The following is a 12,391-nucleotide window of genomic DNA, read 5'->3' as shown; positions in this document are numbered from 1 at the left end:
CCGCAGGAGATGTATCTGAGCCAGGCCATGGTGGCAGCGGGTGCGGCGCTTTTCCTGCCGACCGCCATGGCCAAGGGCCTTGTGGCGGCCCTGGCCAAGGGGCCGCATTACATGCTGACCTTTATCGTCATCTTCCTGTTCACCCAGGCGATCGGCGGGCTGATCGCTTCGGCGACGCTGGGCACGTTCATGGTCCTGCGGCAGCAATTTCATCTGAAGACGCTGCTGGAGCACTTTGTCCTCACCGATCCGATGGTTGCCGACCGCGTCCATACGCTCTCGGCGACCTACGCAAAGGTGGTCGCCGACAAGGCCGCGCTGGCGACCGAGGGCATCACGCTGCTTTATCAGCAGATTTCGCGGGAGGCCTATGTGCTTGCCTATAACGACACATTTCTCCTGACATCCATCATCGCCGGGCTCGCGCTCGCAGCCCTTCTTGGCCATCTGAGCTTCGATTGGTTGCGGCAGCTGAAAAAGACGCCCGAACTGCAAGCATCAAATGCGGAATAAGATCATGTCCAATACCCTTCGCAATCCAGCATCCCTTTTTGTCCTTCTGCTTGGCGCCGTCGGCGTGGCGGTGACGCTTTATGCCTGGCATCTGCCGCCGTTCCGCACCTCGGTCGAGACGACCGACAATGCCTATGTCAGGGGATATGTGACGGTGATCAGCCCGCAGTTGAGCGGTTACGTCGCTGAAGTCGCCGTCCAGGACTTTCAGGCGGTCAGGCAGGGCGATCTGATCGCCCGCATCGACGATCGCATCTTCGCGCAGAAGTTGGCCCAGGCAGAGGCGACGCGCGATGGACAGAAAGCCACGCTGGCCAATTCGTTCCAGGAAGAAAAGTCGGCTGATGCCGCCGTTGGTTCAGCCAACGCCGAAGTGGCAAGCGCCCGGGCCGCACTGGAAAAGGCCCAATCGGACTGGGACCGCAGCCAGCGTCTGGCAACCACCGGCGTCGTCACCGAAACCGTGATCGAAGCCAACCGCTATAATCTGGCCCTCGCACAGGCCGGGGTGACGAAGGCGGAAGCCGCCGTTGAAGTCGCCCGCCAGAAAGTGGCCACCATCCTCGGCACGCGCGCCTCGCTGCAGGCATCGGTGGCAGGGGCCGAATCCGCGGTCCAACTGGCAGAGATCGATCTGCGCAACACCCGAATCGTCGCGCCGCAGGACGGCCATGTCGGCGAAGTCGGCGCCCGCCTCGGCCAATATGTCTCGGCCGGCAGCCAGTTGACCACGCTCGTCCCCGACGATGTCTGGGTGATTGCCAATTTCAAGGAAACCCAGCTGGATGGGCTAAAGCCCGGCCAGCCGGTTGAATTCACTGTCGATGCCCTGGGTGGCATGGCCCTGAAGGGTCATATCGAGCGTTTCTCGCCAGCGACAGGGTCCGAATTCAGCGTCATCAAGACCGACAATGCCACTGGCAACTTTACCAAGATTGCCCAGCGTGTCGCAACCCGCATCAGCGTCGATCCCGGTCAGGAATTGTTGTCACGCCTGTCGCCTGGCATGTCGGTGGTCGTCAGGGTCGACAAACTTTCCGAGACGGACGTGCCGGCGCCAGGCAACCTCTAACACCCGTGAGCTTGCAAACGAAAAATGCCCGGTTCGAGATCTCGAACCGGGCATTTTCAAGCGGATAAACCGTAAGGCTTATTCGTCGTCGCCGTCGCGGTCTGCGTCCGGATCGAAGAAGTCTTCCGGACGAAGCGCGTCTTCGTCGATGCCGTAGATGGCGTCGGCCGAAGTCAGGCTTTCACCCTTGGACTGGCGCTCTGCTTCGTCAGCCGTACGGGCAACGTTCAGCTCGATAGCCTTTTCGACTTCTGCGTGGAGGTGCAGAACAACGCTGTGCAGGCCGATCGACTTGATCGGGGTGTTCAGCTCGACCTGGTTACGGCCGATGTTGAAGCCTTCGGCAGCCAGGATTTCGACAACGTCGCGCGCAGCAACAGAACCGTAGAGCTGGCCGGTTTCGCCAGCCGAACGGACGACGATGAAGGACTTACCTTCGAGAGCGTCGGCAACGGTCTGGGCTTCCGACTTGCGCTCGAGGTTACGAGCTTCGAGCGTTGCGCGCTCAGCTTCGAAACGGGTCTTGTTGGCAGCGTTTGCGCGCAGTGCCTTGCCGAGCGGCAGCAGGTAGTTACGGGCAAAGCCGTCCTTTACCTTTACGGTCTCGCCCATCTGGCCGAGCTTGGCGATGCGTTCAAGAAGAATGACGTCCATGATCTTTTCCTTTCAGTGTTGGGTTACGGTTGGTCGTCGTGAGGGGTGTCGGCCCTTTGGGCCGGCGTCAGGGCAACGGCGCGGCGTGTATCCGCCAGGCCGATGATCAGGGGAATGAGAAGCGGCAGCAGCATGATCGCCGAGAGGTAGGCGAGCACCAGAACCGGCAGGCGCCAGTCCTTGCCGCGCGACCGCAGGTGCAGCGAGGCAAAGCCCGAAATCAGGAAGCCCGCGCCGAATGTGCCACAGACCGTGGCGCCGATCATCGCGGGCACGCCGCCGGCAAAGCAGGCCAGTATACCGGCGAGGAAGATGAAGACCGCATTGCGGTTCATCCGCAGTGCCGAAGGGATGTCTTCGCGCGGGCGCTGGGCGCGGCCCGAGGCTGAAACGACCCGCATGGCGATGTAATACATGGTGAACAGCAGGATGACCCATGTGCCACCCTGGATGATCGGCAAAAGCAGCAGCATCGTGCGTTTGAGCTGTTCCAGAGCGGCCGGGTCTGGCAGCATCGCCGGATCCTGCGTGCTCATCGCGGTCGTCAGGGCATCGACCAGCTGGCTGGTCAGTTCGGGGCCGAAGCCGATGATGATGCCGAGCAGGATGACGGCTGCAGCCACGAAGGCGCATAGCTGCAGCAGAATATCGGACAGCGGATACCAGGCCATCAGATTGTCGGGGCCGCCGATTTCAGACGCCGGCCGCGCCAGACTTGCCAGATGCGCCAGCCAGCCGGCCGGTGCCAGCGTGAACAGCGCCATGCCGATGGCAAACATCGGCGACACGCTGACGGCGCCAAGGGCGGCAGCCGTGACGATGGCAGCGATCGAGGCGAGATTGCCCCAGCCGAGGCCGACGATCAGCACGGGCAGGGCGGATGCTGCATAGAGAATGGATGCAAGAGACGGCTGTGCGGTCGCGCCCAGCACCAGAAGTGCGGCGGTAATACCGGCGAGTACGCCGGTCATCAGCAATTTTCCGTCCAGTTTTTGCAATGTCGCTGTCCTGCTGGTTCAAGCAGTTAGGGGAAAAATCGGACTCAGATCCTGAGGCCGTTCCCCAACATGGGATTTCACCTGAAGTCGCTCATGCAGCGCATGAAGCAATGTCCCCAGGCATTGATTCCGATCCGCGCCCAACGCGGAAGGGATGAAGCCCGCCGATCGGTGACCGGCAGGCTTCTGATCAGATTATGCTACGACGTAAGGCAGCAGGCCGAGGAAGCGGGCGCGCTTGATGGCCTGGGCCAGTTCGCGCTGCTTCTTCTGGGAAACTGCAGTGATACGCGAAGGAACGATCTTGCCGCGCTCGGAAATGTAGCGCTGCAGGAGACGGACGTCCTTGTAGTCGATCTTCGGTGCATTCGCGCCCGAGAAGGGGCAGGTCTTGCGACGACGATGGAACGGGCGGCGTGCCTGAGAAGAGGATGCATCAGCCATTGTGTTTTCTCCTTTTGCTCAAGATTACGCGCGGTCTTCGCGCGGACGACGCTCGAAGCCACCTTCGCGCGGTGCACGGTCAGGACGCGGACCACGATCGCCGAAGCCACCTTCGCGGCGCGGGCCACGATCGTCGCCGTCACGACGCGGACGGTCGTCACGGTCGCGCTTCTGCATCATGGCAGACGGGCCTTCTTCGTGGGCTTCCACAGCGATGGTCATGTAACGAAGAACGTCTTCGTTGATGCGCATCTGGCGCTCCATCTCGTGGATCGCAGCACCCGGTGCTTCGATGTCCATGAGAGCGTAGTGAGCCTTGCGGTTCTTCTTGATGCGGTAGGTCAGGGACTTGAGGCCCCAGTTTTCTACACGCCCGACCTTGCCGCCGTTTGCTTCGATAACACCCTTGTAGAGTTCTACGAGGGCATCAACCTGCTGTGCGGACATATCCTGTCGGGCAAGGAGTACATGTTCGTAAAGAGCCATGATAGCTTTGCCTTTCTTGCGTTTGTCGTCACCCGGATCCGGCGCTAAGCCTCAACGACTGCTCCTGTTTGGCATAAGGCCAAGGCAAGAAAAGCTGTTGTATCGAGACGGTCGAGAGCGGAGACACGGGAGGCCGGAAAACCCTTCGGTTCCTGCGGCTCCCTTGCGAAAGCCGGCCCTCCGTTCAGCCACCAGCCATGAGACCGGGTGTTGTGAACAGCGCGGCTTATACGCGCATTTGCCGGAAAGGCAAGGGCGGCGCCCAATTTTCATGGCGCCGCCCTTGCTGGTGTGCTGTCGATGTTCGGTAGCGCCCGAAATCAGATCGTTGCCGGATAGAGGCGATGGATCCTGGCGATCTCCTTGAGGATCTCGTCCGACAAGGTCAGGTCGGCAGCGCCGATATCGGTCTTCAACTGCTCCATCGAGGTTGCGCCGATGATGACGGACGCCATGAACTTGCGCGTCAGGCAAAACGCCAGAGCCATCGCAGACGGGTCGATGCCGTGTGTCTTGGCAAGTTCGACATAGGCGCGGGTTGCCGGCTCCTGATAGGAGACCAGCCGTCCGCCGATATCGCCAATCGTGCCGCGCGAGCCGGTCGGCTTGCCGCCGTCAAGATACTTGCCCGACAGGATGCCGCCGGCCAGCGGTGAATAGGCGAGCAGGCCGACATCCTCGTGATGCGACAGTTCCGCCATGTCGAGATCGAAGTGCCGGTAGAGCAGGTTATATTCATTCTGGATGGTGGCGACGCGCGACAGCCCCTTCTGCTCGGCAATCGAAAGAAACTTCTGTGTGCCCCAGGTCGTCTCGTTCGACAGGCCGATCGCCCGGATCTTGCCAGCCTTGACGCAGGCCCCGAGCGCTTCCAACTTCTCGCCGATCTCGTCCTCGGTGCGCGTCTTGTCCTGGTTGAACGGGTCGTAGTTCCAGGCGCTGCGGAAATGGAAATGACCGCGATTGGGCCAGTGGATCTGGTAGAGATCGATATAATCTGTCTTCAGGCGTGACAGGCTGGCATCAACGGCATCCAGAATCGATTGCGCCGTGATCGGCGCGCCGCCACGGATATATTCGCGACCGGCGCCCGCGACTTTGGTCGCCAGAACCACATTCTGGCGCTTGCCGGTCTTTTCGAACCAGTTGCCGATCATGCGTTCCGTATCGGCATAAGTCTCCGGCGACAGCGGCGTCGTGGGATAGAGTTCTGCCGTGTCGAAGAAGTTCACGCCATGCTCGAGCGCATAGTCCATCTGCTCGAAGGCTTCATCCTGGGTGTTCTGCGAGCCCCAGGTCATGGTGCCGAGGCAGATTTCGGAAACATGGATATCGGTACGGCCGAGCCGGTTCATTTTCATCAGATATGCCTCGAATATGGAAAGTCGCCCGAAAAGGGCTTTGGAAGGTTGCCACTCAATTTAGTGGGAAATTGACGCACCGCAAGATGGCTTTGCGCGGCAATCTCACCACAATATGCCTGTGACTTGTGCCGCTTGCTGCTGACCCATGGAGGCTCCAAGGCTTGACTCGCAAGGTCAGAATGTGAATTGGAAGGGAAAAACCTAGGGAGAAAAGCCCATGACAGTCGCATTCACCTTTCCCGGCCAGGGCAGCCAGGCCGTTGGAATGGGCAAGGACCTTGCCGATGCCTATCCCGAAGCGCGCGCCGTTTTCGCGGAAGTCGACGATGCCCTTGGCCAGAAGCTGTCCGACGTCATGTGGAACGGCCCGGAAGAAACCCTGACGCTGACCGCCAATGCCCAGCCGGCACTGATGGCTGTTTCCATGGCCGTCATCAAGGTTCTGGAAGCCAAGGGCCTCGACCTGAAGTCGAAGATCTCCTTCGTCGCCGGCCATTCGCTTGGCGAATATTCAGCGCTTTGTGCGGCCGGGACCTTCTCGATCGGCGACACCGCCCGTCTTCTGCGCATTCGCGGCGATGCCATGCAGGCTGCGGTTCCGGTCGGCGCGGGCGCCATGGCCGCCATCATCGGCCTTGAACACGGCGACGTGCAGTCGATCTGCATCGAAGCCTCGGCGGTCGGTCCATGCCAGATTGCCAATGACAATGGCGGCGGTCAGCTCGTGATTTCCGGAGCAAAGGCTTCTGTCGAAAAGGCGGCGGCACTGGCCACTGAAAAAGGTGCCAAGCGCGCCATCATGCTGCCCGTATCGGCACCGTTCCATTCGGCGCTGATGGCACCGGCCGCCGACGCCATGCGCGACGCGCTTGCCGGCGTTGAGAAGAACGATCCGATCGTGCCGCTGATCGCCAATGTCCGCGCAGCCCCGGTTACGTCAGCCGACGAGATCGCCCGTCTGCTGGTCGAGCAGGTGACCGGCCAGGTGCGCTGGCGCGAGACGGTTGAGTGGTTCGCCGCCAATGGCGTCACGACGCTTTATGAAATAGGCTCCGGCAAGGTCCTCACCGGTCTTGCGCGCCGCATCGACAAGAATATTTCCGGCATTGCCGTGAACACGCCAGCCGACATCGACGCAGCGCTCGCTGCGCTGAATGGCTGATAAGATAATCCTGGATCAATAAGGAACGTGATCATGTTTGATCTGACCGGCCGCAAGGCCCTCGTGACCGGTGCAACCGGTGGCCTCGGCGAAGAGATCGCCCGCCTGCTGCATAAGCAGGGCGCTGTCGTCGGCCTGCACGGCACCCGTGTCGAGAAGCTGGAAGCGCTTGCCGCCGAACTCCGCGAGCGCGTGCACATCTTCCCGGCAAATCTTTCTGACCGAGACGAAGTCAAGGCGCTCGGCGAAAAGGCCGAAGCTGCACTCGGCGGTGTCGATATCCTCGTCAACAATGCCGGCATCACCAAGGACGGCCTGTTCGTCCGCATGAGCGACGCCGACTGGGATGCTGTTCTGGAAGTGAACCTCACCTCCGTCTTCCGGCTGACCCGCGAACTGACGCATCCGATGATGCGCCGCCGCTATGGCCGCATCATCAACATCACCTCGATCGTCGGCGTGACCGGCAATCCGGGCCAGGCCAATTACTGTGCCTCCAAGGCCGGCATGATCGGCTTCTCCAAGTCGCTCGCCCAGGAAATCGCCACCCGCAACGTGACGGTCAACTGCGTTGCGCCGGGCTTCATCGAGAGCGCCATGACCGGCAAGCTCAACGAGAAGCAGAAGGAAGCGATCATGGGCGCGATCCCGATGAAGCGCATGGGCGTGGGTTCGGACATCGCCGCAGCCGTTCTTTATCTCGCCTCCACCGAGGCGGGTTACATGACCGGCCAGACCTTGCACGTCAACGGCGGCATGGCGATGATCTGACGCCTTCGGGCGCTTGGATTTCGTTTGCCGAAATTGCATGTTGAGCAAGCGCGGCGGGCGAATTTCTGGCTATGCGGCGCGGGTAAACCGTGTTAAGCGGGCCATGACTGTAAACAGTCGCTCCATTCTATGGGCCGAAGTTTATGCTTTTGTTTGCATAAACTGCTCTAGGCGGAGCAGATCGGGTTTGCTGGTGGGGTCTTTGACGATCACCGGCTAATGCAGGGCAGGGACGCCATTACGGCACCCTATGAGATTAAGAAGGTCGAGGAAACCGACATGAGCGATATCGCAGAACGCGTGAAGAAAATTGTAATTGATCATCTCGGCGTAGACGCTGAAAAGGTTGTCGAAGGCGCGAGCTTCATCGACGATCTGGGCGCCGACTCGCTCGACACTGTCGAACTGGTCATGGCCTTCGAAGAAGAATTCGGCGTTGAAATTCCGGACGATGCAGCAGATTCGATCCTGACGGTCGGCGACGCTGTCAAGTTCATCGAGAAGGCCCAGGCCTAATCGACAGAAATAATGCGGGAGGGTGGCCGAGGCCACCCATCCTGCCAGGGCCCGCGACATGCGGGCCTTGCTGTATTTAAAAGACTGCGGTCAAAAGTGTGGGATGGGCTCGGACGATGAGACGTGTCGTTATCACCGGTACCGGCATGGTATCTCCTCTCGGATGCGGAACGGAACTGACTTGGGCGCGCCTTCTGGCTGGCCAGAGCGGTGCTCGTCTGGTCACCGAATTTCAGGTCGATGACCTCCCGGCCAAGATTGCCTGCCGAATTCCAACCGAAGGCGAGGGTGCTTTTAGCCCCGACGACTGGATGGAACTGAAAGAGCAGCGCAAGGTCGACAATTTCATCATTTACGCGATCGCAGCCGCTGACATGGCGCTGAAGGATGCCGGTTGGGAACCCAAGACCTATGACGACCAGTGCGCCACGGGCGTTCTGATCGGCTCGGGCATTGGCGGTCTCGAGGGCATCGTCGAAGCCGGTCATATCCTGCGCGACAAGGGCCCGCGCCGCCTGTCGCCGTTTTTCATTCCCGGTCGCCTGATCAACCTTGCCTCGGGCCAGGTCTCGATCCGCCACAAGCTGCGCGGTCCGAACCATTCCGTCGTGACGGCCTGTTCGACCGGCGCGCACGCCATTGGCGATGCCGCCCGTCTGATTGCGCTCGGCGATGCCGACGTCATGGTCGCCGGCGGCACGGAATCACCGATCAGCCGCATCTCGCTCGCCGGCTTTGCCGCCTGCAAGGCGCTGTCGACCGCCCGCAACGATGACCCGACCAAGGCTTCGCGCCCCTATGACAAGGACCGCGACGGTTTCGTTATGGGCGAGGGCGCCGGTATTGTCGTGCTGGAAGACCTCGAGCATGCCAAGGCGCGCGGCGCCAAGATCTATGCCGAAGTCGTCGGTTATGGCCTGTCGGGCGATGCCTTCCACATCACCGCTCCGTCGGAAGACGGCGACGGCGCGTTCCGTTGCATGACCATGGCGCTCAAGCGCGCCGGTCTGACGGCCGGCGATATCGACTACATCAATGCCCATGGCACTTCGACCATGGCCGACACGATCGAACTCGGCGCCGTCGAACGCCTGGTGGGCGAACACGCTTCGAAGATCTCGATGTCCTCGACCAAGTCGGCCATCGGCCATCTTCTCGGTGCCGCAGGCGCCGTCGAGGCGATCTTCTCGGCGCTGGCGATCCGCGACAATGTTGCGCCGCCGACGTTGAACCTCGACAATCCCCAGGTCGAGACCGCAATCGATCTCGTGCCGCACAAGGCCCGCAAGCGTGACATCAATGTTGCCCTGTCGAATTCCTTCGGCTTCGGCGGCACGAATGCCTCGCTGGTCCTGCGCCGCTACGACGCCTGAGGCGAAAGAGGCAACCGGTGTCCAAAGCCAGCCGTTGACCATGAATGACGGGGGTGCCGGTCTTGCCCGCACCCCTTTTTTGCGGATAGAAATCTGACGCCCGCACGACGCACTGCGTTGAGCGATAACCCGGATTTTGCCGCATTGCTGGCTGAAAGAGCAGCGACAGCGAAACAAAGAAGGATTGCCGGTGACCGACAACAGCCAGAACGGCGGTAGCCAGAACAACGGTGTTTCCTTTGGCCGCGAGGCCGAAGCCAAGGCGACGACAAAGGGACCGATCATTCCCAAGTCGCCAAACGAGGCATTGCGCCCGGAACGCGTGCCGCAGCCGCCGCGCCGTTCGCGCAAGGCCCGCAGCCAGCTCGTGATTTTCCTCAATTTTGTCATGACGATGATCGTTTTCGTCGGCGTGGTTGCGGTTGCCGGCTTCTTCTATGTCATGGACAGCTACCAGAAGCCCGGTCCGCTGGCGACCAACACCAACTTTGTCGTGCGCAGCGGCGCAGGCCTGGCTGAAATCGCCAACAATCTCGAACGCAACAACATCGTTTCGGATGCCCGCATCTATCGTTACGTGACCGCGACCTACCTGGAAGAGGGCGACACGCTCAAGGCCGGCGAATACGAGGTCAAGGCGGGCGCGTCGATGAAGGAAGTGACCGAACTGCTGCAGTCGGGCAAGTCGATCCTGTATTCGGTCTCCCTGCCGGAAGGCCTGACCGTCAAGCAGATGTTCCAGCGTCTGGCGGAAGACGCTGTTCTGGAAGGCGACCTGCCCACCGAACTGCCAGCCGAAGGCAGCCTGCGTCCGGACACCTACAAGTTTTCGCGTGGCACCAATCGCGCCGAGATCGTCAGCCAGATGGCCGCAGCCCAGCAGCGCCTGATCGATCAGATCTGGGAGCGGCGCGATCCCGATCTTCCGTTCAAGACCAAGGAAGAGTTCATCACGCTCGCCTCGATCGTCGAGAAGGAAACAGGCAAGGACGACGAACGCGCCCACGTGGCTTCGGTCTTCATCAACCGCCTCGCCAAGGGCATGCGCCTGCAGTCCGATCCGACGATCATCTACGGCCTTTTCGGTGGTGACGGAAAGCCGGCCGACCGGCCGATCTTCCAGTCCGATATCAAGAAGGAAACGCCCTACAACACCTATGTGATCAAGGGCCTGCCACCGGCACCGATCGCCAATCCGGGCCGCGCAGCGCTTGAAGCCGTTGCGCATCCGTGGAAGACCAAGGATCTCTACTTCGTTGCGGACGGCACCGGGGGACACATCTTTGCCGCCACGCTTGAGGAGCACAATGCCAATGTCCGTCGTTGGCGCAAGCTCGAAGCCGAGCGTGCCGCCAATCCGCCTGCAACACTGGATGTTGCGCCGGAAGTGGATCCGCAGGCCAAGAAGAACTGACGACCGGGCAAGGGGGCACGGCCAATGATGCTGCAATCCATGACGGGCTTTGCCCGCAATGAAGGAACGACAGGGCGCTATCGCTGGGCCTGGGAATTCCGCTCGGTCAACGGCAAAGGGCTCGATATCCGGGCGCGATTGCCCCAGGGGCTTGAGCACCTGGAGACCGAGGTTCGACGCCTGGTCACCGAGCGCCTGACGCGCGGCAACCTGCAGGCCGGTCTGTCGCTGACCGTCAGCGAGAACCGGGTCGAAGCCGTGCTCAATCGCGATGCCCTCGACGCGGTGTTGCGGCTGCGCGACGAACTCGGCCCCGGCCTGATCGATCCGGCGCCGCTGCGCCTCGACACGCTCCTGTCGATCCGCGGCCTTGTCGATCTGCGTGAGGCGACCGATGACGAGGCGGCGATCGCTGCTCGCGATGGCGACATTGTCGCGGGGCTTGAGCGTGCCGTCGCCGCTCTGGTCGACATGCGGGCCAGTGAAGGCGATGCCCTGCGTCGCGTGCTTGAAGACCACATCACCCGGATCGAGGAACTGGCGCTTCGGATCGAAGCGGATCCTTCCCGGCAGCCGGATGAGATCGGTCGCCGGTTGGAAAACCAGTTGGCCGCCATTCTCGACAACACATCCGGCCTTGATCGCGATCGGCTGCATTCCGAGATTGCCCTGCTTGCAACCAAGGCCGATCTGCGCGAGGAGATCGACCGGCTGAAGGCGCATGTGATTGCCGCGCGCGAATTGTTGGCCACAGGCGGTCCGATTGGCCGCAAACTCGATTTCCTAGCACAAGAATTTAACCGAGAATCAAATACGATCTGTTCCAAATCGAATGCCGTCGCGGTAACCTCCGCCGGCATAGAACTCAAGGTCGTCATCGACCAGTTCCGGGAACAGGTTCAAAATCTGGAGTAGTTTATGGCCGACATTGCGCCCGCACACGTCAAGATCGCCAGGCGGGGCCTGATGCTGGTCATCTCCTCGCCGTCCGGCGCCGGGAAATCCACCATTGCGCGCACGCTGATGGACAAGGACAAGCAGATCGGCCTGTCGGTCAGCGTCACCACTCGCCAGCGCCGCCAGAGTGAAATCGAGGGCGTGCACTACCAGTTCGTTTCCCAGCGGGAATTCGAACGTTTGCGCGACAGCGACTCGCTGCTCGAATGGGCGCAGGTGCACGGGAATTACTACGGTACGCCGCGCGAAGCGGTTGAAACCGCGATGGGTGAAGGCCGGGACATGCTGTTCGACATCGACTGGCAGGGCGCCCAGCAGTTGCAGGAAAAGATGTCGGTCGATGTCGTGTCGATCTTCATCCTGCCGCCGACCATGGCCGAGCTCCAGTCGCGCCTGCATCGCCGCGCCGAAGACACGGAGGAGGTCATCCAGACGCGTCTGGCGAATTCCCGGGCAGAGATCGCCCATTGGCGCGAATACGACTATGTGATCGTCAACGACGATCTGCAGTCGGCTTTCGATGCCGTGCAGTCGATCGTCAAGGCCGAGCGCCTGCGCCGCGACCGCCGCCACGGCCTGTTTGATTTCGTCGAAGGCCTGATCGCCTGATCAAAGGCATCGGCTCCAGGTTTTGGCCGGCACGGGTGTAACATCCCGTGCCGGCTTT

Annotated in this window: 13 protein-coding genes and 1 pseudogene; 9 read left to right on the top strand and 5 right to left on the bottom strand. The window is 61.2% G+C overall.

Annotation, left to right across the window (positions count from 1 at the left end; genetic code table 11):
- Together PDO_RS28495 and PDO_RS26570 are read left to right on the top strand one after the other, a co-directional pair.
- Positions 1-513 (top strand): annotated as a pseudogene (locus PDO_RS28495) (MFS transporter); the annotation flags it as partial.
- A gap of 4 nt (positions 514-517) precedes the next feature.
- Positions 518-1,585 (top strand): HlyD family secretion protein, encoded by a 1,068-nt coding sequence (locus PDO_RS26570; RefSeq protein ID WP_007609015.1) that lies wholly within the window; start codon positions 518-520, stop codon positions 1,583-1,585.
- A gap of 78 nt (positions 1,586-1,663) precedes the next feature.
- On the opposite strand, the gene rplI is transcribed toward PDO_RS26570, so the two are convergent.
- The 5 genes from rplI to PDO_RS26545 all read right to left on the bottom strand — a co-directional run bounded on the left by rplI (position 1,664) and on the right by PDO_RS26545 (position 5,528).
- The gene (rplI, locus tag PDO_RS26565) at positions 1,664-2,239 is read right to left on the bottom strand and encodes a 50S ribosomal protein L9 (protein ID WP_007609014.1); all 576 of its coding nucleotides are present in this window, start codon (positions 2,237-2,239) and stop codon (positions 1,664-1,666) included.
- 23 nt (positions 2,240-2,262) lie between these two features.
- The gene (locus PDO_RS26560; RefSeq protein WP_007609013.1) at positions 2,263-3,237 is read right to left on the bottom strand and encodes a DUF2232 domain-containing protein; all 975 of its coding nucleotides are present in this window, start codon (positions 3,235-3,237) and stop codon (positions 2,263-2,265) included.
- Between the two features lie 195 nt (positions 3,238-3,432).
- The gene (gene rpsR, locus PDO_RS26555; RefSeq protein ID WP_003502063.1) at positions 3,433-3,681 is read right to left on the bottom strand and encodes a 30S ribosomal protein S18; all 249 of its coding nucleotides are present in this window, start codon (positions 3,679-3,681) and stop codon (positions 3,433-3,435) included.
- Between the two features lie 24 nt (positions 3,682-3,705).
- A complete protein-coding gene (gene rpsF, locus PDO_RS26550) occupies positions 3,706-4,167 on the bottom strand; it encodes a 30S ribosomal protein S6 (protein ID WP_007609011.1) in 462 nt (153 codons plus the stop codon).
- Positions 4,168-4,487: 320 nt separating this feature from the next.
- Positions 4,488-5,528 (bottom strand): aldo/keto reductase, encoded by a 1,041-nt coding sequence (locus PDO_RS26545; RefSeq protein ID WP_007609010.1) that lies wholly within the window; start codon positions 5,526-5,528, stop codon positions 4,488-4,490.
- 220 nt (positions 5,529-5,748) lie between these two features.
- On the opposite strand from PDO_RS26545, the gene fabD reads away from it, so the two are divergent.
- The 7 genes from fabD (at position 5,749) to gmk (ending at position 12,333) form a co-directional block, all read left to right on the top strand.
- Positions 5,749-6,693, top strand: a complete 945-nt coding sequence (fabD, locus tag PDO_RS26540) for an ACP S-malonyltransferase (protein ID WP_007609006.1) — start codon at positions 5,749-5,751, stop codon at positions 6,691-6,693.
- A 33-nt stretch (positions 6,694-6,726) separates the two neighbouring features.
- On the top strand, positions 6,727-7,464 hold the full coding sequence (gene fabG / locus PDO_RS26535; protein ID WP_007609004.1) for a 3-oxoacyl-[acyl-carrier-protein] reductase: 738 nt from the start codon (positions 6,727-6,729) through the stop codon (positions 7,462-7,464).
- A 279-nt stretch (positions 7,465-7,743) separates the two neighbouring features.
- Entirely contained in the window at positions 7,744-7,980 is a 237-nt protein-coding gene (locus tag PDO_RS26530) for an acyl carrier protein (protein ID WP_027507378.1), read from the top strand.
- A 116-nt stretch (positions 7,981-8,096) separates the two neighbouring features.
- On the top strand, positions 8,097-9,353 hold the full coding sequence (gene fabF, locus PDO_RS26525) for a beta-ketoacyl-ACP synthase II (RefSeq protein WP_007609000.1): 1,257 nt from the start codon (positions 8,097-8,099) through the stop codon (positions 9,351-9,353).
- 280 nt (positions 9,354-9,633) lie between these two features.
- Positions 9,634-10,767, top strand: coding sequence for an endolytic transglycosylase MltG (gene mltG / locus PDO_RS26520; protein WP_458574672.1), 1,134 nt, complete (start codon positions 9,634-9,636; stop codon positions 10,765-10,767).
- 24 nt (positions 10,768-10,791) lie between these two features.
- Positions 10,792-11,682 (top strand): YicC/YloC family endoribonuclease, encoded by an 891-nt coding sequence (locus PDO_RS26515; protein WP_007608996.1) that lies wholly within the window; start codon positions 10,792-10,794, stop codon positions 11,680-11,682.
- A gap of 3 nt (positions 11,683-11,685) precedes the next feature.
- A complete protein-coding gene (gene gmk, locus PDO_RS26510; RefSeq protein WP_007608995.1) occupies positions 11,686-12,333 on the top strand; it encodes a guanylate kinase in 648 nt (215 codons plus the stop codon).
- Positions 12,334-12,391: the final 58 nt, after the last annotated feature.

The organism is Rhizobium sp. PDO1-076, assembly GCF_000247475.1.
Classification (GTDB): domain Bacteria; phylum Pseudomonadota; class Alphaproteobacteria; order Rhizobiales; family Rhizobiaceae; genus Allorhizobium.
This window is presented reverse-complemented; position numbering and strand designations above follow the sequence as displayed.

Coding starts and splice junctions, on each gene's coding strand:
- PDO_RS26570 (WP_007609015.1), top strand. CDS start 518: ATGTCCAATACCCTTCGCAATCCAGCATCCCTTTTTGTCCTTCTGCTT.
- gmk (WP_007608995.1), top strand. CDS start 11,686: ATGGCCGACATTGCGCCCGCACACGTCAAGATCGCCAGGCGGGGCCTG.
- rpsF (WP_007609011.1), bottom strand. CDS start 4,167: ATGGCTCTTTACGAACATGTACTCCTTGCCCGACAGGATATGTCCGCA.
- fabG (WP_007609004.1), top strand. CDS start 6,727: ATGTTTGATCTGACCGGCCGCAAGGCCCTCGTGACCGGTGCAACCGGT.
- PDO_RS26530 (WP_027507378.1), top strand. CDS start 7,744: ATGAGCGATATCGCAGAACGCGTGAAGAAAATTGTAATTGATCATCTC.
- PDO_RS26545 (WP_007609010.1), bottom strand. CDS start 5,528: ATGAAAATGAACCGGCTCGGCCGTACCGATATCCATGTTTCCGAAATC.
- rplI (WP_007609014.1), bottom strand. CDS start 2,239: ATGGACGTCATTCTTCTTGAACGCATCGCCAAGCTCGGCCAGATGGGC.
- fabF (WP_007609000.1), top strand. CDS start 8,097: ATGAGACGTGTCGTTATCACCGGTACCGGCATGGTATCTCCTCTCGGA.
- rpsR (WP_003502063.1), bottom strand. CDS start 3,681: ATGGCTGATGCATCCTCTTCTCAGGCACGCCGCCCGTTCCATCGTCGT.
- PDO_RS26515 (WP_007608996.1), top strand. CDS start 10,792: ATGATGCTGCAATCCATGACGGGCTTTGCCCGCAATGAAGGAACGACA.
- fabD (WP_007609006.1), top strand. CDS start 5,749: ATGACAGTCGCATTCACCTTTCCCGGCCAGGGCAGCCAGGCCGTTGGA.